The 21,496-nt window shown below is 50.8% G+C and carries 19 protein-coding genes and 3 tRNA genes; 18 read left to right on the top strand and 4 right to left on the bottom strand.

All coding sequences use genetic code 11. The features are described from left to right. Positions 1 to 35: 35 nt before the first annotated feature. From aspS to CWE09_RS06330, 18 genes are all read left to right on the top strand, one after another. On the top strand, positions 36 to 1,805 hold the full coding sequence (aspS, locus tag CWE09_RS06415; protein ID WP_126803152.1) for an aspartate--tRNA ligase: 1,770 nt from the start codon (positions 36 to 38) through the stop codon (positions 1,803 to 1,805). A 27-nt stretch (positions 1,806 to 1,832) separates the two neighbouring features. Then, entirely contained in the window at positions 1,833 to 2,573 is a 741-nt protein-coding gene (locus CWE09_RS06410) for a YebC/PmpR family DNA-binding transcriptional regulator (protein WP_126803151.1), read from the top strand. Continuing rightward, on the top strand, positions 2,570 to 3,103 hold the full coding sequence (ruvC, locus tag CWE09_RS06405) for a crossover junction endodeoxyribonuclease RuvC (RefSeq protein ID WP_126803150.1): 534 nt from the start codon (positions 2,570 to 2,572) through the stop codon (positions 3,101 to 3,103). The genes CWE09_RS06410 and ruvC overlap by 4 nt, the downstream gene beginning before the upstream one ends. Positions 3,104 to 3,133: 30 nt before the next feature. Then, a complete protein-coding gene (ruvA, locus tag CWE09_RS06400; protein WP_126803149.1) occupies positions 3,134 to 3,748 on the top strand; it encodes a Holliday junction branch migration protein RuvA in 615 nt (204 codons plus the stop codon). A gap of 27 nt (positions 3,749 to 3,775) precedes the next feature. Continuing rightward, entirely contained in the window at positions 3,776 to 4,777 is a 1,002-nt protein-coding gene (gene ruvB, locus CWE09_RS06395; RefSeq protein WP_126803148.1) for a Holliday junction branch migration DNA helicase RuvB, read from the top strand. A gap of 791 nt (positions 4,778 to 5,568) precedes the next feature. Next, complete coding sequence (ybgC, locus tag CWE09_RS06390) at positions 5,569 to 5,976, top strand: tol-pal system-associated acyl-CoA thioesterase (protein ID WP_198679730.1); 408 nt, start codon at positions 5,569 to 5,571, stop codon at positions 5,974 to 5,976. Continuing rightward, positions 5,966 to 6,691 carry a protein TolQ gene (gene tolQ, locus CWE09_RS06385; protein WP_126803146.1) on the top strand — a complete coding sequence of 242 codons (726 nt, stop codon included), beginning with the start codon at positions 5,966 to 5,968 and terminating at the stop codon, positions 6,689 to 6,691. The genes ybgC and tolQ overlap by 11 nt, the downstream gene beginning before the upstream one ends. A gap of 11 nt (positions 6,692 to 6,702) precedes the next feature. Next, positions 6,703 to 7,125, top strand: a complete 423-nt coding sequence (gene tolR / locus CWE09_RS06380) for a protein TolR (protein ID WP_126803145.1) — start codon at positions 6,703 to 6,705, stop codon at positions 7,123 to 7,125. Position 7,126: 1 nt separating this feature from the next. Next, complete coding sequence (gene tolA, locus CWE09_RS06375) at positions 7,127 to 8,053, top strand: cell envelope integrity protein TolA (protein ID WP_241974310.1); 927 nt, start codon at positions 7,127 to 7,129, stop codon at positions 8,051 to 8,053. Between the two features lie 21 nt (positions 8,054 to 8,074). Next, positions 8,075 to 9,436, top strand: coding sequence for a Tol-Pal system beta propeller repeat protein TolB (gene tolB / locus CWE09_RS06370; protein WP_126803144.1), 1,362 nt, complete (start codon positions 8,075 to 8,077; stop codon positions 9,434 to 9,436). Between the two features lie 62 nt (positions 9,437 to 9,498). After that, on the top strand, positions 9,499 to 10,041 hold the full coding sequence (gene pal / locus CWE09_RS06365; protein WP_126803143.1) for a peptidoglycan-associated lipoprotein Pal: 543 nt from the start codon (positions 9,499 to 9,501) through the stop codon (positions 10,039 to 10,041). Positions 10,042 to 10,115: 74 nt separating this feature from the next. Then, entirely contained in the window at positions 10,116 to 10,871 is a 756-nt protein-coding gene (gene ybgF, locus CWE09_RS06360; RefSeq protein WP_126803142.1) for a tol-pal system protein YbgF, read from the top strand. A 155-nt stretch (positions 10,872 to 11,026) separates the two neighbouring features. Beyond that, a tRNA-Lys gene (locus CWE09_RS06355) sits at positions 11,027 to 11,102 on the top strand. Positions 11,103 to 11,133: 31 nt separating this feature from the next. Continuing rightward, positions 11,134 to 11,209, top strand: a tRNA-Lys gene (locus tag CWE09_RS06350). 171 nt (positions 11,210 to 11,380) lie between these two features. Beyond that, a complete protein-coding gene (gene nadA / locus CWE09_RS06345) occupies positions 11,381 to 12,421 on the top strand; it encodes a quinolinate synthase NadA (RefSeq protein WP_126803926.1) in 1,041 nt (346 codons plus the stop codon). Positions 12,422 to 12,444: 23 nt separating this feature from the next. Continuing rightward, complete coding sequence (locus CWE09_RS06340; RefSeq protein ID WP_126803141.1) at positions 12,445 to 13,287, top strand: sugar nucleotide-binding protein; 843 nt, start codon at positions 12,445 to 12,447, stop codon at positions 13,285 to 13,287. Further along, positions 13,196 to 13,507, top strand: a complete 312-nt coding sequence (locus CWE09_RS14380; RefSeq protein ID WP_476692302.1) for a DUF2798 domain-containing protein — start codon at positions 13,196 to 13,198, stop codon at positions 13,505 to 13,507. Before CWE09_RS06340 ends, CWE09_RS14380 begins: the two co-directional genes overlap by 92 nt. A 71-nt stretch (positions 13,508 to 13,578) precedes the next feature. Next, a tRNA-Ser gene (locus tag CWE09_RS06330) sits at positions 13,579 to 13,666 on the top strand. A gap of 763 nt (positions 13,667 to 14,429) precedes the next feature. Here CWE09_RS06330 and CWE09_RS06325 read toward each other — a convergent pair. The 4 genes from CWE09_RS06325 to gltB form a co-directional block, all read right to left on the bottom strand. Continuing rightward, on the bottom strand, positions 14,430 to 15,008 hold the full coding sequence (locus tag CWE09_RS06325; protein WP_157982824.1) for a porin family protein: 579 nt from the start codon (positions 15,006 to 15,008) through the stop codon (positions 14,430 to 14,432). Between the two features lie 109 nt (positions 15,009 to 15,117). Beyond that, the gene (locus CWE09_RS06320) at positions 15,118 to 15,252 is read right to left on the bottom strand and encodes a DUF3149 domain-containing protein (RefSeq protein ID WP_126803139.1); all 135 of its coding nucleotides are present in this window, start codon (positions 15,250 to 15,252) and stop codon (positions 15,118 to 15,120) included. 68 nt (positions 15,253 to 15,320) lie between these two features. Next, positions 15,321 to 16,736: an FAD-dependent oxidoreductase gene (locus CWE09_RS06315; protein ID WP_126803138.1), complete on the bottom strand. Its 1,416-nt coding sequence runs from the start codon at positions 16,734 to 16,736 to the stop codon at positions 15,321 to 15,323. Continuing rightward, entirely contained in the window at positions 16,736 to 21,211 is a 4,476-nt protein-coding gene (gltB, locus tag CWE09_RS06310; RefSeq protein ID WP_126803137.1) for a glutamate synthase large subunit, read from the bottom strand. The genes CWE09_RS06315 and gltB overlap by 1 nt, the downstream gene beginning before the upstream one ends. Positions 21,212 to 21,496: the final 285 nt, after the last annotated feature.

The raw sequence follows: 21,496 nt of genomic DNA, 5'->3' as shown, positions 1-21,496 counted from the left end.
GGCTTTGCAAGCACAACAAACAGGAATTAGAGAGCATGCGCAGTCATTATTGTGGACAAGTCAATGAAACCCTGGTCGGAGAAACTGTAACCTTAGCGGGCTGGGTCAACCGTCGCCGCGACTTAGGCGGGGTGATTTTCATTGATATGCGCGATCGTGACGGCATAGTGCAGGTCGTATTTGACCCTGAACAGAGTGCGGCTATTGATAAAGCCGACAGCCTGCGTCAGGAATTCTGCATTCAGATCGAAGGCAAGGTGCTGGCCAGACCCGAGGGTCAGATCAACAGCGATATGAAGACCGGAAAAATCGAAGTGCTGGCGCAGCAGTTGACTATTCTGAACCGCTCCAATGCCCTGCCTATTGATTTCAATAGTGAAGTCAGCGAAGAACAACGGCTGCGTTTTCGTTACCTGGACCTGCGTCGCCCAGTCATGAATGACAAAATTCGTTTTCGTGCCAAAGTCACCAGCTTTGTGCGTCGTTTCCTGGATGGTCAGGACTTTCTTGATATTGAAACTCCGATGCTCACCCGGGCCACTCCTGAGGGAGCTCGTGACTACCTGGTGCCCAGCCGTACCCACAAGGGTAAGTTCTTCGCACTGCCCCAGTCACCGCAGTTGTTTAAGCAATTGCTGATGATGTCAGGTTTTGACCGTTATTATCAGATCGTGAAGTGTTTTCGTGATGAAGACTTGCGCGCTGATCGCCAGCCAGAATTTACCCAGATTGATATTGAAACCTCATTTATGAGCGCCGAACAGGTGCGCGAAGTTACTGAAAAACTGGTCCGTGAGCTGTTTCAGGAGCTGCTGAATGTGGATCTGGGCGATTTCCCCAGTATGCCATACAGTGAAGCCATGAGCCGTTATGGTAGCGACAAACCGGATTTACGTAATCCGCTGGAACTGGTCGATGTGGCTGATATTTTAAAAGACGTTGAATTTAAAGTTTTTGCCGGCCCTGCTAATGATGCCAAAGGTCGCGTAGCGGCGATTAAAGTCCCCGGCGGTGCTGCTAAACTGAGCCGTAAAAATATTGACGACTACGCCAAGTTCGTCGAAATTTATGGTGCAAAAGGTCTGGCCTGGCTGAAAGTGAACGATATAGCCCAGGGCCGTGATGGCCTGCAGTCACCTATTCTGAAGTTCTTACCAGACGAGGCACTGACTCCTTTATTAGAGCGGGTAGCTGCAGAAGACGGCGATATTCTTTTCTTTGGTGCGGACTCCGCCATTGTAGTGACTGAAGCCTTGGGTGCGCTGCGCCTTAAGCTGGGTGAAGATCTTGAACTGAACGAAAACGGCTGGCGTCCATTGTGGGTGGTTGATTTCCCAATGTTTGAAGCTACCGATGAAGGCTTATTTGCCCTGCATCATCCGTTCACTGCGCCGGTAGGTGTTACAGCCGACGAGCTGGAAGCCAATCCGGAAGCGGCGATATCTAATGCCTATGACATGGTGCTTAATGGCTGTGAAGTCGGCGGTGGTTCGGTGCGTATTCATGACAGTGCCCTGCAGTCTGCAGTGTTCCGTATTCTGGGCATCAGTGATGAAGAAGCCAACGAGAAATTTGGTTTCCTGCTGGAAGCTTTGAAATATGGCACACCACCGCATGCTGGCCTGGCTTTTGGTCTGGATCGCCTGGTCATGTTGATGGTGGGTGCGCAGTCCATTCGTGATGTGATTGCCTTCCCGAAAACTACCACGGCAGCCTGTGTGCTGACCGATGCTCCGGGCTACGCCAATACTCAGGCGCTTGATGAGCTGGGCATAGCCGTGAAGGCACTGAAAGAGAAAGGCTAAAAGGTTAAGAGATAAGGAGGTTTAATAATGGCAGGTCATTCTAAATGGGCCAACATTAAACACCGGAAAGCGGCTCAGGACGCGAAGCGCGGTAAGGTATTTAACAAACTTATCCGTGAAATTACCGTTGCCGCGCGGGAAGGCGGAGCCGATGCGGAAACTAACCCGCGCCTGCGTGCCGCTATAGACAAAGCGCTGTCGAATAATATGAAGCGCGATACCATTGATACCGCCACTAAACGCGGTGCCGGAGAGCTCGACGGTGATAACGTTGAAGAAATCACCTATGAAGGTTACGGGCCCGGTGGCGTGGCGGTGATGGTGCAGTGCATGACCGATAATAGGAATCGCACCGTATCAGAAGTACGCCACGCGTTTAGTAAAAGCGGTGGCAATCTGGGTACCGACGGTTCGGTGGCTTATTTATTCAGTAAGCGCGGGGTTATCAGTTTTGCCCCAGGTCAGAGCGAAGATAAGGTTATGGAAGCCGCCCTCGAAGGTGGTGCTGAAGATATTTTGACCTATGCCGACGGCGCTATTGATGTCTTTACTACGCCTGAGAATTTTGGTGCAGTCAAAGACGCCTTGCAGGCATTAGGGCTAACAGCCGACGACGCTGAAGTAACACAGGTGCCAGCAACCAAAGCCGAGCTGGATGAAGACACTGGGCGCAGCTGTATCCGTTTAATAGACGCGTTAGAAGATCTTGATGATGTACAGGATGTCTATCATAACGCCGATATCCCTGACAGTGCCTGGCAGGAATGAGCATCATACTGGGTATTGACCCAGGGTCACGTATTACCGGTTATGGCATTGTGCAACAGCAGGGCCGCACCCTGACCTATCTTGGCAGTGGTTGCATCCGTGTGGTGGGCAATAACGAAGAAGTGCCTCTTGCCAGTCGTCTGCGTCGTATCCATGATGGCGTGAGCGAATTAATTGCCCAGTTTCAACCCGACGAATTTGCCATTGAACAGGTGTTTATGGCGAAAAACCCGGATTCAGCGCTAAAGTTAGGCCAGGCCCGGGGCGCTGCAATCGTAGCTGCCGCACGACAGGACCTGCTGGTGGCTGAGTATTCTGCACGACAGATCAAGCAGGCGGTTGTTGGCGGCGGTGGCGCGGATAAAACCCAGGTACAGCATATGGTGGTGCAAATTTTAAAGCTGCCCGCCACACCGCAGGCAGATGCCGCTGATGCTCTGGCGGTGGCTATTTGTCACTGCCATACCCGGCAAAGCATGGTTAGCATGGCCGGTGCAGCTCGCAAGACAGTGCGCCGCCGACTGCGTTAATAGTTCGTATTTTATTAAAAAGGTAACAATGTGATAGGTCGTATTTCAGGTAGCATTATTGCGAAACAGGCCCCGGATCTGCTGATTGACGTTGGCGGGGTAGGTTATGAGATTCAGTTACCTATGACCTGTTTTTTTGAGCTTCCCGCGGTTGGCCAGCCAGCCACCCTGTGGACCCACTTTGTAGTGCGTGAAGACGCACAGCTGCTATACGGCTTTAATCAGTTGCATGAGCGGGCTTTGTTTCGTCAGCTCATTAAAGCTCAGGGTGTGGGGCCTAAAATGGCACTGGCTATTATGTCCGGTATGTCGGCATCGCAGTTTGTCTCTTCCGTACAGCAAGGTGATATCAGCACGCTGGTTAAAATACCAGGGGTGGGCAAGAAAACCGCCGAACGACTGGTGGTTGAAATGCGTGATCGACTGAAAGACTTCGGTCAGGATAATCCGGATACCGGATTGCCGGGTAATGCGCTCGGTGACAGTCCTGTGCCAGCTGTAGCGAGTCCAAGAGACGATGCTTTGAGCGCACTGCTGGCACTGGGTTATAAACCAGCCCAGGCAGAAAAAGCGGTGCATAAAGTAGCAACCCCAGAGATGGACTCTGAAGCCATTATTCGGCATGCTCTTAAAACTATGGTGTAACCCCTTACTCAGTAAAAGTGGCAAAAAATGATTGAAGCAGACCGCATGATACAGGCCACGGCCAGCAAGGAAGATGAAGTCATTGACCGCGCTATCCGGCCCAAAATGCTTGCTGACTATACCGGACAGAAACATGTGGTAGAGCAGATGAGCATTTATATAGAAGCCGCTCGCGCTCGCGAGGATGCGCTTGATCACGTGCTTATTTTTGGTCCCCCGGGTTTAGGAAAAACCACTTTGGCGAACATTATTGCCAACGAGATGGATGTCAGCATTAAAACTACTTCCGGGCCGGTGCTGGAAAAAGCCGGCGATCTGGCTGCTTTACTGACTAATCTGGAAGAAAATGATGTGCTTTTTATCGATGAAATTCATCGCTTAAGCCCTGTAGTGGAAGAAATCCTTTATCCCGCCATGGAGGACTATCAGCTGGATATTATGATCGGCGAAGGTCCTGCTGCACGTTCTATTAAACTTGATTTACCGCCTTTCACTCTGGTTGGTGCCACCACTCGCGCCGGCGCTTTGACCTCGCCCTTGCGCGATCGTTTTGGCATAGTGCAGCGGCTGGAATTCTATTCAGTCAGTGAATTAACCACTATTGTGAAACGTTCGGCTGACTTTCTGAATCTGCAGATGAGCGAAGAAGGCGCCTATGAAGTCGCTGCCCGTTCCCGTGGCACACCACGAATAGCAAACCGTCTGTTACGCCGGGTACGCGATTATGCGGAAGTGCGCGCCGATGGCAATATTACCGTCGAAGTCGCCTCGCTGGCGCTGGATATGGTAGATGTAGATAAAGCCGGTTTTGATTACATGGACCGCAAGCTCATGCTGGCCATCATGGAAAAGTTCATGGGCGGGCCAGTTGGTCTGGACAACCTCGCTGCCGCTATCGGCGAAGAGAAAGACACCATTGAAGATGTATTAGAACCCTTTCTCATCCAACAGGGTTTCATCCAGCGCACTCCCCGAGGCCGAGTCGCCACCAACCACGCCTACCGCCACTTCGGATTAAGTAAAGATTAAGCAAACCCGGGGTCAAGCAAACCCGGGGTCAGAGCTAAAACTCACCACTTAAACCCAAAAAACCAAATGGGGTCAGAGCTAAAATTCACCATTTAGAAAAAGCGTTGAAAAGTGTTGTAAGCTAATAAATATGGGGCATGGGGAGCTAGTCGAGATTATCCGCAGTGGTTATTTTTAGCTCTGATCCCGTCTTTTTCACCACTTTTCTTCGGGGAGGTAGGGTGGTGAATTTTAGCTCTGACCCCATCTTTGACCCCATCTTTAGTGGTTATTTTTAGCTCTGACCCCGTCTTTTTCACCATCTAGCAGGCAAAAAAAAGCCCACTCAGAAGAGTGGGCAAAACAACAACAAGGAGGAATTACAATCCAGGGAAATAATAAGGAAGTGCGACAACAGATCCTTAATAAATTCCGGCTTTCGGGCGGTCTGTACACCAGTCCCTAAACACAAGCGCTATTATAGGTCTGATGAGTTTACTTTCAAACGAGATTTTATGGGAAGTCGCATTAATTAAATTAATCCGTTGGATATTTGTAGATATTTTCAAACCACCACTAAACAATGGGTTTTTATGTTAACCCTCTGTTTTTAATTGATTTATTTATTTTAATGTAAAAAAGCATGGATTAATAAATGTCTGCGTAAAAAATGAACACTGCATATTTCAGGTGTTTATTTACAAAATTGACATGTTTACTCTGTTTTTACATTCCATTTAACAGTTAAAAAAGCCGCTTTAAATTGTGTAAAGCCTTGCGTTATAGTAGCGGCTGCAGGTAATCCAGAGGTGATGGTGAGTGAATTCTCTTTTCCGGTACGGGTCTACTACGAAGACACCGATGCTGGTGGCATTGTATATTATGCCAACTACTTAAAGTTTTTTGAGCGAGCGCGTACGGAATGGTTGCGTTACCTGGGTGTGGAACAGGATGGCTGGCTGCATGCCGGTACTGCTTTTGTGGTGCGTCATGTAGTGTTAGATTTAAAATCACCGGCTCGCTTTAATGATTTGCTGACCGTTACCTGTGAAGTTACGCAACAACGTAAAGCGTCGATGTCATTCTGGCAAACTATTCGTAATCAGGCCGGGCAACTTTTATGCACGGCGGAAGTCAAAGCCGCCTGTGTCAGTATTCAAGAAATGAAGCCGGTTGCGATACCGGCACCAATTGCAGAGGTAATAGCACGTGGAAGCTGAATTGTCGTTTTGGAGTCTCTTTCTTCAGGCCAGTTTATTAGTACAGGCGGTGATGGTTTTGCTGGTACTGATGTCGATAGGATCCTGGGCTATTATTTTCCAGCGCAAAAAAGTGTTGAAGCTAAGTCAGGAGCAGTCGCTGAAATTTGAAGATCGTTTCTGGTCTGGGGTTGATTTGGCCCGTTTGTATAAAGAGCTGTCTGCTAAAGGTGCCAACCTGACCGGCATGGAACGTATTTTTCATGCGGGCTTTCGTGAATTTGCACGGTTACGTGCAAACCCGAATGCAGATGGCCCTATAGTAGTTGCCGGTGCACAGCGTGCGATGCGGGTTGCGCACTCACGGGAACTGGACAGACTGGAAACCCACCTGACGGTGTTAGCGACTGTAGGTTCTATCAGTCCCTATATCGGCCTGTTTGGTACGGTATGGGGCATTATGAATGCCTTTATCTCCTTAAGTGGTGTGCAGCAGGCAACGCTGGCTGTAGTCGCTCCAGACATTGCCGAGGCATTGATTGCTACCGCACTGGGTCTGTTTGCTGCTATTCCTGCGGTTATCGCTTTTAACCGGTACAGTTATAAAGTTGAACTACTGGACAACAACTACATTAACTTTATGGAAGAGTTTTCCGGTATTTTGCAGCGTCAGACGCTGACCTCCGGTACTGCGAATGCAAATGAGCAGGTTAAAGCCGGAGAGGGAGTAGCCTGATGGAAGGGGTGATGCCGAAGAGACGCAAGCGTCGTCCGATGGCGGAGATTAACGTCGTGCCATATATCGATGTCATGCTGGTACTACTGATCATTTTTATGATTACCGCACCGCTGATTACGCAGGGGGTGGATGTCGATTTGCCCCGTGCTCAGGCGGAAGCGCTGGATGAAGATGACAGACCACCGCTGATTGCGTCTATTGATGCGGAAGGGCGCTACTACCTGAATCAGGGTGATGACCCGGATGAAGCCATGTCAGCTGTGGACTTAGCTACTTTGGTGGCGGCCCATTTGCAGAATGAGCCGAATACGCCGGTAGTAGTAAAAGGAGACGGTGCAGTGCCTTATAACGAGGTTGTGCAACTCATGGTATTGTTACAACGGGCAGGCGTTCCTTCTGTAGGCCTGATGACGAGATCTCCGGAGTCTTAACGTGGCCAGTCAGGAACCGAACATAAAAACAGGTATCAAAATACCTATTATTAAAGCGATTGCCATTCATCTGGCCATTGCTTTGATTTTTTTGATCAGCTTTGAGTTTGACTCGGATTCAGATCGGCCTGTTGAGGTTGCCGGAGAGGTCGAGATTGTGCGTGCCTCTGCAGTAGATGCCTCTCAGGTTGAAGCGCAGGCGCAGCGAATTCGCCAGCGCGAGGAAGATGCGCGGCGGGCGGAAGAAGAACGGGTAGCTGAATTAGAACGCCGTGCGCAGGAAGCTGAGCAACGTCGGCAGCAAGAGCAACAGCAGGCTCAACGCGAACGAGAGCAGCGCGAGCAGGAACAGGCGGAAGCCGAGGCCCGACAGCAGCGCATACGCGAAGAAGCCGAGCAGGCTGAACGTGAAACCGAAGCGGCGGCAGAACGACGCCGACAGGAAGAAGAAGCCGCTGAGCAAAGACGCCAGGAAGAAGAACAACGCCGTCGGGAAGAGGAAGAGCGGCGTCGTGAGGAAGAGGAACGTCAGCGCCAGGAACAGGAACGGCGCGAAGCTGAAGCCCGCGAACGTGCTGAACGCGAGCAACAGTTAGAAGAAGAATTAGCGCAGGAACGGGCACGTCGCGAACAGGCCCGTTCGCAACGAGTGCAAACCGAAGTTGAACGCTATCAGGCCTTGATTCGTCAAGCAATTCAACGCAACTTAATCGTTGATTCGTCAATGCGCAATCAATCCTGTGTGTTATTGATAAGTCTGTCACGTACGGGGTTTGTAACCAACGTGCAGATCGGTGAGGGTGACAGAGCGGTTTGCGAAGCAGGTCGCGCGGCGGCTTTACGTGCTGGTACTTTACCAGTGTCTGAAGACCCGGCCGTGTATGAGCAGATGAGCCAGGTTCGGTTACGCATTGAACCGGAATTTTAATACAGAGGTGATAATACTCCAATGAAACAATTAAGCTTAACCCTGGTCGTGGTGTTCAGTTCGCTATTCTTGCTGATCGCCAGCAAGGCCGAAGCTGCCTTGGAAATTGTCATTACTGAAGGTATCGACAGTGCCCGGCCGATAGCGGTTGTGCCTTTTGAATGGGAAGGTCCCGGTGCAAAACCAGGGGACCTGACTGAAATTATCACCGCTGATTTAATGCGTAGTGGTCGTTTTAATCCGATTTCCATTGATGACATGCCAGGCACACCTTCCCGAGATGCGGAAATTGACTATGCGCAATGGTCACAACTGGGTGTGGAAGCGGTACTGATTGGTCGTGTTAGTGAGTACTCAATAGGTCGTTACCAGGTCAGTTATGAATTAATCGATGTGCTCCGTGGTCAGATCACAGGTGGCGAAGCGCAATCGTTACGCGAAGGTCAGCTGGTTGCCAGTAATGATCACATCATTGAAGGTCGCTCGTCAGTGGTAAACGACGGTCAGTTTCGCCAGTATGCGCACCGGGTTTCCGATGTCGTGTATGAAGCCCTGACGGGTGAACCGGGCGCCTTTATGACACGCATTGCTTATGTCTATGTAGATCATGATGCGGACCTGCCGTACCAGCTGATTGTGGCAGATTATGATGGATACAATGAACGCGTACTCCTACGCTCACCAGAACCTTTAATGTCACCCAGCTGGTCGCCGGATGGTACCAAACTTGCCTATGTGAGTTTTGAGAACCGCACGGCTGAAATATTTATACAGGATATTTACAGCACGGAGCGTACGCGGTTAACGTCTTTCGCGGGAATTAACGGCTCACCAGCCTGGTCGCCAGATGGTTCGAAAATTGCTATGGTCTTGTCTAAAGACGGCGCACCTGATATTTATGTAATTGATGTAGAAACGGAAAACCTGCGTCGGATAACCAATCATTGGCGGATAGATACCGAACCGAGCTGGACACCAGATGGAAATAAACTGGTTTTCACATCAGAGAGAGGAGGGCGAGCACAGGTGTATCAGGTTGATATAGCTTCAAATGATATTAGTCGCCTGACCTTTAACGGAGAGTCTAATCTGGGAGCTTCGGTTACCCCGGATGGACGCAATTTAATTATGGTAAACCGTAGCAACGGTCGTTATCATATCGCTAAGCAGGATTTTCCATCGGGTCGTAATTTTCAGGTTCTAACGGAAACACGCCTGGATGAATCTCCTAGCCTGGCACCTAACGGAAGTATGATTATTTATAGTACAACCTATCGTAATCAACAAGTACTGGCGTTAGTATCTGTAGACGGACGTTTCCGGGCTCGGCTGCCTTCCCGTGAAGGCGAAGTTAAGGCTCCAGCATGGTCACCGTTTTTGTAAGTCGTAAAATAAGTCAGCACTTTGCTTTAAGTGTTACATTGAAAGTATAAAAGGAAATCGGAATGCAAATTACAAAACTATTAAAAAGTTTCGCTTTCATCCTGCCAGTATTAGCATTGGCAGCATGTAGCTCGACTCAAGACACGACTGCTGAGACAGAAGCGGAACGTGAAACCCGCGAACAGGCTCGTGAAGAACAACGCCGTGGCGTGGAAACAGGTGCTGCTGACCGTGCTCAGACTCCTGAAGAACAGCGTCAGGAGCGCTATGCCGAGTTACGTCAGGAACATACGGTTAGCTTTGCCTTTGATGACTCCACTATTGACGGTGAATACTCAGAGATGCTGGCTGCTCACGCGGATTACCTGGTCAGCAACCCATCAGTCAACGTGGTGATTGAAGGCCATACTGATGAGCGCGGTACACCAGAGTACAACATTGCTCTGGGTGAGCGTCGTGCGAACTCTGTAAGAGACTACCTGCAAAATCTGGGCGTGTTATCTTCACAAATCTCAAGCGTTTCTTATGGCGAAGAAAAGCCACTGGTACGTGAAAGCAATGAAAACGCCTGGGCACAAAACCGCCGTGCGGTTTTAGTATACTAATCGGGCTTCACGCCGGTATCAGTCTCAGGCTGGTACCGGCGACTTTGATCTTGATCTAAGTTGGATTAAACAGCATGAGAATAACCAGTGTATTAATAGCGCTCGCCTTTACTGGCGTAGCCTTGGCCCAAAGCCCCGCACCCGTTATCAGTGCTGCTCACGCGCAGGACTCACTGGAAAATCGAATTGAACGCCTGGAGCGTCTGCTGGAGTCTCGTGGTCAATCCCAGGCTCGTATGATGCAGCAATTAGGCGCATTACAGCGTGAAGTCAGTGAGTTACGCGGTGTTACCGAAGAACACGCCCATCAGCTTGAACAGGTACTGGAGCGTCAACGCGACCTGTACCAGGAAATCGAACGCCGGGTAAGCGAAGTGCGTAGCGAACGCGCTGCTGCCGCTCCCACCCTGTCTACAGAGGGTGATACTCAATTATCTATGGCTTATTCCGATGATCTCAGTGAAAACCAGGCTTATGACAGAGCAATAGCGCTGGTACTTGAAGATCGTCAGTATGAGCAGGCTATTCCTGAATTTCGTGCGTTTATCGATACCTTTCCTGATTCTGAGTATTTAGGTAATGCTCATTACTGGTTAGGTCAGCTACTCTATGCACGGAACGACTACTCTCAGGCGCGTCAGCATTTTGAAGAAGTAGTAAATAATCATCGTGATTCCGGTAAACGGGCAGACTGTCTGTTAAAACTAGGCATTATCGCACAGAACGAAGGCGACGATGGCCGAGCCGAGAGCCGTTTTGAGCAGGTGCTTAATGAATATCCGGACAGCACCGAGGCTACGCTGGCCAGATCCCGTTTAGAAGATTTGTAAGTCAGAAGCGGCCCGCTGGTTAATATAAAGTTAAATTAAGTACTAAAAACAGCCGATTCGTTGCAAAAATAAGCGAACAGCAATTTTTTTACTATTTATAGTTGCAAGCAGGCGCGATTTTAGTAAACTATGCCGCCGTTGCACAGGAACAATGTGGGTCGTTAGCTCAGTTGGTAGAGCAGTTGACTTTTAATCAATTGGTCGCTGGTTCGAATCCAGCACGACCCACCACTTTCTTCCTTGTAGCTACCACCTTTTGTGTGGGTCGTTAGCTCAGTTGGTAGAGCAGTTGACTTTTAATCAATTGGTCGCTGGTTCGAATCCAGCACGACCCACCACTTATTTTGAAAGCGCTGGCACCTGCCGGCGCTTTTTTGTTTGTGCCCCTCAGCATTTTTTCAACCTTGAAAAAATAAAGATCCGCCCCCAAGTGATCGTTATAGCAAATTTACGTATAATGAATGGGTAACCTGAATTTATGCGTATCACGCAAGCAAAGCGAAGGCACTATGATAGAAGTACAGACTCTGGATGACCTGAATTATAGTTTTCCGGCGAAACCCAAGCCATTAACGGATGCGCAGAAAGCTCAGCATATCAGCCGTATCAAGACTCTGCTTGAACGGGAAAATGCTGTGCTGGTGGCTCACTATTATACCGATCCCGATATTCAGGCGCTGGCGGAAGAGACCGGCGGCTGCGTTTCTGACTCGCTGGAGATGGCCCGCTTCGGTGCGGAGCACGAAGCGCAAACGTTAATCGTTGCCGGCGTTAAATTTATGGGCGAAACAGCCAAAATTCTGACGCCGCAAAAACGCGTGCTCATGCCTACGCTGGAAGCGACCTGCTCGCTGGATTTAGGTTGTCCGGCAGATAAATTCAGTGAGTTCTGTGACGCACACCCGGACCATACCGTAGTTGTCTACGCAAACACTTCTGCCGCAGTGAAAGCCCGCGCTGACTGGGTGGTGACTTCCAGCATGGCGCTGGAGCTGGTCGAGCACCTGGATAGTCAGGGTAAGAAAATTTTATGGGGCCCGGACAAACACCTTGGCGGTTATATTGCTAAGCAGACCGGTGCCGAGATGGTCATGTGGCAGGGCGCCTGTGTGGTGCATGACGAATTTAAGTCGCAGGCTTTGATAGCGCTTAAAGAGCAATATCCAGAAGCCGCGGTTTTAGTGCATCCTGAATCACCCGCTGCTGTGGTGGATTTGGCAGATGCTGTAGGCTCCACGTCGCAACTGATCAAGGCTAGCCAGACCCTGCCTAATTCGATGTTTATAGTGGCTACAGACAAAGGTATTTTTTATAAGATGCAGCAACAGGCTCCGGAGAAGACCTTCATTGAAGCTCCAACCGGCGGTAACGGCGCAACGTGCCGTAGCTGTGCACATTGTCCATGGATGGCAATGAACGGCTTAGAAGCCATTGAGAACGCCCTCAGCACCGGTGGCAAAGTACATGAAATTCATGTCGACCCTGAACTGGGTAAAGAAGCTATGAAGCCGTTGAATCGTATGCTGGAGTTTGCTCGAAACCTAAAATAATAAGTTTCAAATAAGGAACCACTATGGCTAAAGTTGCGTTATTGATGGGGGCCGGCGATATCGCCTCTCAGTTACAACCTTTATTGCAACAGCAGGACTTCAGTGTTCTTGGCGTCAGGCGCAACCCGGATAAACACCACGGCGACTGGCCAGTGGTAGCTGGTGACGCTAAAGTTAAAGCCAACTGGGACGCGTTGTTACAGCGCACCCCTGAAGTGATAGTGTTGACCTTAACCCCCACGCAATTCAGTGACCAGGGTTATGAAGAGGGTTACGTGCAGCCGTTGCGCGCGTTAAAAGAAAGCCTCGCCGAACAACCGGATGATTATAAACCACTGGTCGTTTTCGTTTCGAGTACCAGCGTTTACGGCCAGAAAGAAGGCGAAGAAGTGGATGAAGAGTCGCCCACCGAACCTGAAAAATTCACCGGCAAGCGCTTATTAGAAGCTGAACAACTGTTACGCGAAAGCGCCTGTCAGCCTTTGATAGTGCGATTAAGTGGTATTTACGGCCCAGGCCGCGAACGCATGGTAGCCAGTCTATACAGTGGTGACATTACCTTACGACCCAGCTGGACCAACCGTATCCATTCCCGCGATGTCGCCAGTGTTCTCTCGCACCTGATTGGACGTTATGACATGCAGCTGTCACTCGACGATTTGTATTTAGCCAGCGACAACGAACCCGTGAAACAACGCGACTTCGTACTCTGGTTAGCCCAGCATTTAGGGCTCGATACTCAGGACTTGGCCGAAAGCTCCGAAGTAGGGCCTCGTGGCAGTAAGCGCTGCAATAACACCCGTTTACGTGAAACCGGTTTTCATTTTATTTTCCCAAGCTACAAAGAAGGGTACGGCGATCTCTAACCTAATAAAAAAGCTTATTTTTCCACTATTGATGTCAGTGTATATGTCATTTTTAATGACCGGGCTTATCACTTTTGTCAACGTCGGCTGGGTGGAGAACTTTATCGCTTTGTGGTGGCGAGCCTTCTACATAGCCTGGCCCATCGCTTTCCTGCTCGTATTCCTCGGCGCCGCCCCTATTCGTCGGAGCAGTGAGAAAATAGTCAACTGGTTAAAATAGCACCGAAAAGCCCGTTTAATACTGATTTTTCTTGATTAAAGCCACTGAATTCCCTACCATACGCGGCTTATGGAGAGGTGGCCGAGCGGCTGAAGGCGCACGCCTGGAAAGTGTGTATACGGCAACGTATCGAGGGTTCGAATCCCTCTCTCTCCGCCAAACAAAAAGAAAGGCCCCGCGCGAAAGCGTGGGGCCTTTCTTTTTGTTTGTTGGCGAGAGGGGACTTGATAAGAGCCCTTCGTTCGACCAAACGGCAGGACGCCGTTTGGGACGTTACCGTAGGTAACGCCCGCAGGGCGAGCGGCAGGGAGGCACGATGTCACAAAACGGCAGGACAGCCGTTTTGGACCACTCCACAACGTGGAGCGACCCCGAAGGGGCGAGGCCCATGGAGGGGCCGAGTCAATCCCTTTCTCAGCAGCGCAAAGCGCTGCGGACATTGTCTCCAAACATCATTTTCAATCAACCCCGCGCAAGCGGGGTTTTTTGTATGTGGCGGAGAGAGGGGACTTGATAAGAACCCTTCGTTCGACCAAACGGCAGGACGCCGTTTGGGACGTTACCGTAGGTAACGCCCGCAGGGCGAGCGGCAGGGAGGCACGATGTCACAAAACGGCAGGACAGCCGTTTTGGACCGCTCCACAACGTGGAGCGACCCCGAAGGGGCGAGGCCCATGGATGGGCCGAGTCAATCCCTCTCTCAGCAGCGCAAAGCGCTGCGGACATTGTCTCCAAACATTATTTTCAATCAACCCCGCGCAAGCGGGGTTTTTTGTATGTGGCGGAGAGAGGGGACTTGATAAGAACCCTTCGTTCGACAAAACGGCAGGGTGGAACCGCATTAGCAAAGTCTGCTATTAACACCCCAATGCTGGCTGTCCGGCATTGGGGTAATTAAGCTTAGGCCTACAGACCGATTACATCAAAACCGGTAAGAGAAGCCCAGCGATAAAGCGCTTATATCAAATTCAGAAGGACTTACCACATTAAGATATTCCAGCTGCAGAGACACTCTTTCGTTAACCGAGAAGCTGGCACCGACTCCATAAGAAATATCAGTTTCACTCTCGCTGAAACTTCCACTTGCTGATTGACCCGTTCCGGAAACAGAGGCTTTCGCGGTTATTTTTGCTTGTGAAACACCCAGTAGTCCATAGACTGAAAACCGCTCGTTTACCGGCAGGTTGCCGCGCGCGTAGACGCCAAGGATGTAATCAACTGAGAGGTCTAAGCTTATGTTGTACCCTTCAAAAACGTCGCTCACAGAGTCATCGTTAACGCCGAAACCAGCTCTGGCTTCAAAGCCGTAGTAAGGGGTTATATTACGGCCAACTACTGCGTTCAGGGTAATGGGGTTGAAAGAATCAAAACCGCTCTCATCGTAGTCAATCTGACTTACATTGGCCCCAGCATACCATTGGTTCAGGTTATCTGAAGCAGCGGCTAAAGAAGGGAATAAAAACAATAAGGCGGAGATACCTGTGAGGCATATTTTACGCATTTTTAGTCCTTTAAATTGAATATAATAGTTAGAGTTAGTATCTTTTTTAGACACTAACTCAATCATAATCCTTTCAAAAGTTGAGCAAAACTATTATTTATTCCAGGTTTCAATTTTTTTCAGACTTAATCATTTTCACATAGAAATAAATGGCATAGAAAATACACATGCCCACCACAATGGCTAAACCGGTAAACGAAAAGAAGATAACCGGATCGCGGAAGAACTCCTGCCATAGACTCATAAATCACCTCATCATGTACGCTTTGAGATAATTCTATGTCAGTCCGCGATCCCTTGTTATGACCGGGATCAAAGTTCCAGGTAATCCATGATGCCGTCGGCGGCTTTACGTCCCTGAGCAATAGCCGTGACCACCAGATCTGCACCTAACACCATATCGCCACCGGCGAATATCTTAGGGTTCGAAGTCTGCATTGCGCACTCGCTGTCTTCATGGGCGCTGATCAGGTGCCATTCATTCATGTCGACTTTATGTTTTTGCAGCCATTGTGGTGGTTCGGCCTGGTAACCAAAGGCCAGAATTACCGCATCGGCAGGCATTTCAAATTCCGAGCCGGCGACCGCCTGTGGGCGGCGCCGTCCCGCTTCATCCGGCGGGCCCAGTTCAGTGCGGGTAAAGCGCACCGCCGTGACCTGGTTTTTCTCATCACGCAGAATCTCTGTGGGTTGCAGATTGTATTCAAACTGCACCCCTTCTTCTCTCGCATTCTGTACTTCTTTGCGGGACCCTGGCATGTTTTCCGCGTCACGTCGGTAAGCACAGACCACCGAGGTGGCTTGCTGGCGAATAGCCGTACGTACACAGTCCATCGCCGTATCCCCACCACCCAGTACCACCACACGCTGTTCAGCGAGGTCGATTTTAGGGTAGTCGGGCATCTCCCATTGCATGATCGAACTGGTATTGCCAATCAGGTATTTAAGGGCAGGGTAGACACCAGTGGAATCGAGCCCGGGCAAACCGCCATCGACGGCTTTGTAAGTACCTAGTGCCATAAAGACGGCATCATAGTCACTGACTAACTGATCAAACTCCACGTCACGACCGACTTCTGTATTGAGCTCAAATTGCATGCCCATTTCAGTAAAGATTTCACGGCGCTGGGTCATCACGCTTTTTTCCAGCTTAAATGATGGAATGCCAAAGGTTAATAAGCCGCCGATTTCCGGATGGCGATCATAAACCACCACCGCCACGCCCTGGCGGGTAAGCACATCGGCACAGGCCAGACCGGCAGGACCGGCGCCTATGACAGCGACTTTTTTACCAGTGGGCTGCACGGCACTTAAGTCCGGGCGCCAGCCCATTTCAAAGGCTTTGTCATTGATGTATTTTTCAATGGCACCTATGGTCACAGCACCAAAATCATCATTCAATGTACAGGCGCCTTCACAGAGGCGATCCTGCGGACAAACCCGGCCACAGACCTCAGGCAGGCTGTTGGTCTGGTGCGACAGCTCGGCCGCTTCAATAATGCGACCTTCAGCAGCAAGTTCCAGCCACTGAGGGATATAGTTATGCACCGGGCATTTCCATTCGCAATACGGATTGCCACAGTCGATGCAACGGTCTGCCTGGCCACTGACCTGGGACTGCTCCATCGGGTGCTGAATTTCTACAAATTCGATGCGTCGCTCGGTTAACGGGCGCTTAGGCGGGTCAACGCGGCGTACATCTACAAACTGGTATATATTGCGCGTCATTACATCACCTGTATGCGTAATTCGTCCGCTGATTGAGCACGGCGGCCGATTAAAGTCGAAATATCACTGGCCTTAGGTTTCACCAGACGGAAGCGGGGCAGGTAGTCGTCAAAGTGGGTCAGTATATGCAGGGCCCGTTGACTGCCCGTGGCTTCCTGGTGGTCGTGGATAAAACCGCGCAGATGTTCAGCCAGAATAGCTTTATCTACATCCAGGGCTTCGGTCAGTTCCGGGTTCAGGCGTTGCTCAAAATCACCATCTTCGTCCAGCACATAGGCCAGACCCCCGGTCATGCCGGCACCAAAGTTAATGCCAGTCTGGCCTAACACCACCACAACACCGCCGGTCATGTATTCGCAACCGTGATCGCCAATGCCTTCAACCACCGCAATAGCACCCCCGTTGCGCACCGCGAAACGCTCACCGGCACAACCTGCCGCATATAAACGACCACCAGTGGCACCATAAAGGCAGGTGTTGCCCATGATAATGGCTTCGTGAGACTGAAAAGCGACACCCTGAGCAGGGCGCAGGCTAATACGCCCACCGGCCATGCCTTTACCGACATAGTCGTTGGCATCGCCGACCAGATTGAGGCGCAGTCCGCCAGCGTTCCAGACACCAAAACTCTGGCCTGCAGTGCCCTCAAAATTAATCACTATAGGTTTGCCTGCCATGCCCTGGTTGCCATGGTAACGGGCAATCAGGCCGGACAAGCTGGCGCCTACCGAGCGGTCGTCGTTACGAATACTGAAATTAAATTCGCCACCGCGTTTATGTTCGACTCTGTCGGCGCAGCTTTCCATTAGTGTTTTATTCAATTTGCCCTGATCATGCGGCGGGTTTTTCTCCGTACAGTGCAGGGACTTATCTGACTGAATAGCCGCGGCGCCTAAAATAGCACCCAGGTCCAGCCGTTGCTGGCGTTCGGTGGCAATGTTGTCAATCGAGGTCAGCAGATCGGTACGGCCAATTAAGTCGACCAGTTTCTCGACACCTAGCTTTTGCAGGTAGTCGCGCACTTCATCAGCCAGCAGGTGGAAGTAGTTTTCTACTTTTTCCGGCAAGCCGCTGAAATACTGTTGGCGCAGGGTCTGATCCTGAGTGGCCACGCCTGTTGCGCAGTTATTCAGGTGGCAGATACGCAGGTATTTGCAGCCTAAAGCCACCATAGGCGCAGTGCCAAAACCAAAACTTTCAGCGCCCAGAATAGCGGCTTTAATCACATCCAAGCCGGTTTTCAGACCACCGTCCACCTGTAGCCGTACTTTATGGCGCAGGCCGTTGACCACCAGCGCTTCGTGAACTTCAGCCAGACCCAGTTCCCAGGGCGAACCGGCGTATTTAACCGAGGTCAGCGGGCTGGCCCCGGTGCCACCGTCATAGCCGGACACTGTAATCAAATCCGCATAAGCTTTGGCCACGCCTGTGGCTATGGTGCCTATGCCGGGTGCTGAAACCAGCTTCACTGAGATCAACGCAGACGGATTGATTTGCTTTAAGTCAAAAATAAGCTGGGCCAGATCTTCAATCGAATAAATATCATGGTGCGGTGGCGGTGAAATTAAGGTCACCCCAGGCACTGAAAAACGCAGTTTGGCAATTTCTGCAGTGACTTTTTCGCCAGGCAACTGACCGCCTTCGCCGGGCTTAGCGCCCTGAGCGACTTTAATCTGAATGATATCCGCATTGATCAAATAATGCGGCGTGACACCAAAACGACCGGACGCTACCTGTTTAATGCGCGAGTTGCGTTCATTGCCAAAGCGCGCCGGATCTTCGCCGCCTTCACCGGAATTGGAATGGCCGCCTAGTCGGTTCATAGCAATGGCTAACGACTCATGAGCTTCCGGGCTTAAGGCACCAATCGACATGGCTGCGGTGTCAAAGCGCTTGAATAAATGCGGCGCGTCCTCGACGTCCACTGCCTGCAGTTCCTGCGGGTAATTAAGCTGCCACAGATCACGCAAGGTGGCTACCGGGCGTTTATTAACATGGTCGCAGTAACGCTGATACGCTGCTACATCACGGGTTTCCACCGCTTGTTGCAGGCTAGTGACAACATCCGGGTTATAGGCGTGGTATTCGCCTCCGTGTACGTATTTGAGCAGGCCGCCATGCGGTACCTGCTTGCGCACCAGCCAGGCCAGTTTGTGCAGTTGCTGAATATCCTTAGCAAAATCTTCGTAGGTAGCACCGGCCAGACGCAGATTGCAGGTCGGGAAACATTCTTCATGCACGTCGCGGGCAATGCCTACTACTTCAAACAGCCCGGCTGCGCGATAACTGGATACCGTCGAGATACCCATTTTAGACATAATTTTAAGCAGACCTTTATTAATGCCATTACGATAATTCAGCACCGCCTGATGAGCGGTTAAGGGCAGGCGTTCTTTAGCCACCAGTTGTTCTACTGTCTCGTACGCCAGAAAGGGGTAGATCGCCGTAGCGCCCAGTCCCAGTAATACCGCGAAGTGGTGCGAGTCACGGGCTGAGGCGGTTTCCACTACTATGTTGGAATCGCAGCGCAGTTGCTGATGCACCAGGCGGGTCTGCACCGCACCTGTGGCCATGGCGGCAGGGATAGGTAGCAGGCCTTTTTTAATCTCACGGTCGCTGAGAATGACAATAGCTATTTTGTCGTCCCGCACTGCATTTTCGACCCGGTTGCATAAGGCATTCAGGGCCTCTGCCAGCGACTGCTGGGTGGGATCATAGTGCAAATCAAAATTGCGCCAGGGGTAGTGGGTATCGTCAAATTCCTTGAGCTGGTCCAAATCCGTGTACATCAATACCGGTGATTCAAATAACACACGGTCAGCGTAGCCTGAGGTCTCATTAAACAGATTCTGTTCGCGGCCAATGCAGGTTGCCAGTGACATCACGTGGCGTTCACGAATAGGATCGATGGCCGGGTTGGTGACCTGGGCGAACTGCTGACGAAAATAGTCATACAGCAGCCGTGGCTGGGTCGAAAGCACCGCGATGGGGGTGTCGTCGCCCATAGAGCCTGTTGCTTCCTGGGCATCTTTAGCCAGCACCCGAATGACCTGTTCGATTTCTTCATTGCTGTAGAAAAACTGTTTGTGATAAATCGCCATAGTGGCGTCATCAAACAGGCGATCGCCAATTTCAGTGTCGCTGTAGTCTTCAAACGGCGTCAGGCGACGGATATGTTTATCCAGCCACTCCCGGTAGGGGTGACGGCTTTTTAAATCGTCATCAATTTCATTGCTGCGCCAAAGGGTACCGTTATAAGTATCCACGGCCAGCATTTCGCCAGGTCCCAGACGCCCCTTTTCCAGCACTTCATCAGAACCGTAGTCCCAGGTGCCCACTTCAGATGCCACAGTGATAGTACGATCCCGGGTTAATACATAACGGGCCGGGCGCAAACCATTACGGTCCAGACTGCAGGCCACATGGCGGCCGTTGGTCATCACCACCCCGGCAGGTCCGTCCCAGGGCTCCATGTGCATAGAATTAAATTCGTAGAAAGCGCGCAGATCGTCATCCATGGTGGGATTGCCCTGCCAGGCAGGCGGGATCAGCAAACGCATGGCGCGGAATAAATCCATACCACCGGCCAGCAGCATATCCAGCATATTATCCAGACCCGCTGAGTCTGAACCTGTGGCACTGACAAAAGGCTGTGCGTCTTTTAAGTCGGGTAGCAACGGCGAATTTATTTTATAACTACGCGCCAGTGCCCACTGTCGGTTGCCCTGAATGGTATTGATTTCGCCATTGTGAGCCAGAAAACGGAACGGTTGCGCCAGCGGCCAGCGCGGTTGTGTATTGGTAGAAAAACGCTGATGAAAGACGCAGATTGCCGTTTGCATACGAATATCTGCCAGATCCGGATAAAAACCCGGTAGATCAGCCGGCATCATCAGGCCTTTATAGACAATCACCAGGCAGGATAAAGAAACGATATAAAAATCATCGTGTTCAGCTAAGCGTTTCTCAATGCGACGGCGCGCCATATACAGGCGCCGCTCCAGATCTTTTTTACGCCAGCCAGGTTGTGCACTGACAAACACCTGTTCTAAATGAGGCTGTGTTTCCGCCGCGACTTTACCCAGCACACTGGGATCGTTCGGGGTGAGCCGCCAACCGACCAGGCTTAAGGTTTCCTGGGTTAGCTCCTGCTCGATAATTTCACGCTGTTGCGCCTGGCGTTCCGGATCATGGCTAAGGAATATTTGCCCAATGGCGTATTTGCGCCCCAGGTTCCAATTGTTCTCTTCAGCGATCGCGCGAAAGAACGAATCCGGCAGCTGCATCTGAATGCCGCAGCCGTCACCGGTTTTACCATCAGCGCCAATAGCACCACGGTGGGTCATTCGGTCCAGGGCTCCAATAGCCCGGCGTACCAGTCGATGGCTTGGTTCGCCGTCAAGCTGAGCAATCAGGCCAAAACCGCAATTGTCACGTACGTCGTTGGCACGTGTGTTGGCTTGATATAAGGTCATAGTTATTTCTCCGAAGTGAGCCCTTCACGATAATCAGACTTGCATGGATATGCAAGGTTCACGCATTTTTACCGGGAGGCATTTATCCGCCAGCTCTTAATAAGCCAGCCCTCCATTGTGTATTTATATGATGAATGTTGCAAATTTGTGAGAGAAACTAGCCGGGTGAAGTGGAGGAAAACGGGGTCAGGGCTGGAAAAACCCATGGGGTCAGGGCTAAAATTCACCACCTACGGATGGTGAATTTTAGCCCTGACCCCGAGGGTTTAGCCCTGACCCCGTCGT

The organism is Aliidiomarina minuta (assembly GCF_003987145.1).
Taxonomy (GTDB): Bacteria; Pseudomonadota; Gammaproteobacteria; order Enterobacterales; family Alteromonadaceae; genus Aliidiomarina; species Aliidiomarina minuta.
The sequence above is the reverse complement of the archived record's forward strand: the minus strand, read 5'-3'. Positions and strand labels throughout refer to the sequence as shown.

Bases quoted from the DNA above. Each gene is read 5' to 3' on its own strand.
- aspS (WP_126803152.1), top strand. From the start codon at position 36: ATGCGCAGTCATTATTGTGGACAAGTCAATGAAACCCTGGTCGGAGAA.
- CWE09_RS06410 (WP_126803151.1), top strand. From the start codon at position 1,833: ATGGCAGGTCATTCTAAATGGGCCAACATTAAACACCGGAAAGCGGCT.
- ruvC (WP_126803150.1), top strand. From the start codon at position 2,570: ATGAGCATCATACTGGGTATTGACCCAGGGTCACGTATTACCGGTTAT.
- ruvB (WP_126803148.1), top strand. From the start codon at position 3,776: ATGATTGAAGCAGACCGCATGATACAGGCCACGGCCAGCAAGGAAGAT.
- ybgC (WP_198679730.1), top strand. From the start codon at position 5,569: ATGGTGAGTGAATTCTCTTTTCCGGTACGGGTCTACTACGAAGACACC.
- tolR (WP_126803145.1), top strand. From the start codon at position 6,703: ATGCCGAAGAGACGCAAGCGTCGTCCGATGGCGGAGATTAACGTCGTG.
- tolB (WP_126803144.1), top strand. From the start codon at position 8,075: ATGAAACAATTAAGCTTAACCCTGGTCGTGGTGTTCAGTTCGCTATTC.
- pal (WP_126803143.1), top strand. From the start codon at position 9,499: ATGCAAATTACAAAACTATTAAAAAGTTTCGCTTTCATCCTGCCAGTA.
- ybgF (WP_126803142.1), top strand. From the start codon at position 10,116: ATGAGAATAACCAGTGTATTAATAGCGCTCGCCTTTACTGGCGTAGCC.
- nadA (WP_126803926.1), top strand. From the start codon at position 11,381: ATGATAGAAGTACAGACTCTGGATGACCTGAATTATAGTTTTCCGGCG.
- CWE09_RS06340 (WP_126803141.1), top strand. From the start codon at position 12,445: ATGGCTAAAGTTGCGTTATTGATGGGGGCCGGCGATATCGCCTCTCAG.
- CWE09_RS06325 (WP_157982824.1), bottom strand. From the start codon at position 15,008: ATGCGTAAAATATGCCTCACAGGTATCTCCGCCTTATTGTTTTTATTC.
- CWE09_RS06320 (WP_126803139.1), bottom strand. From the start codon at position 15,252: ATGAGTCTATGGCAGGAGTTCTTCCGCGATCCGGTTATCTTCTTTTCG.
- CWE09_RS06315 (WP_126803138.1), bottom strand. From the start codon at position 16,736: ATGACGCGCAATATATACCAGTTTGTAGATGTACGCCGCGTTGACCCG.
- gltB (WP_126803137.1), bottom strand. From the start codon at position 21,211: ATGACCTTATATCAAGCCAACACACGTGCCAACGACGTACGTGACAAT.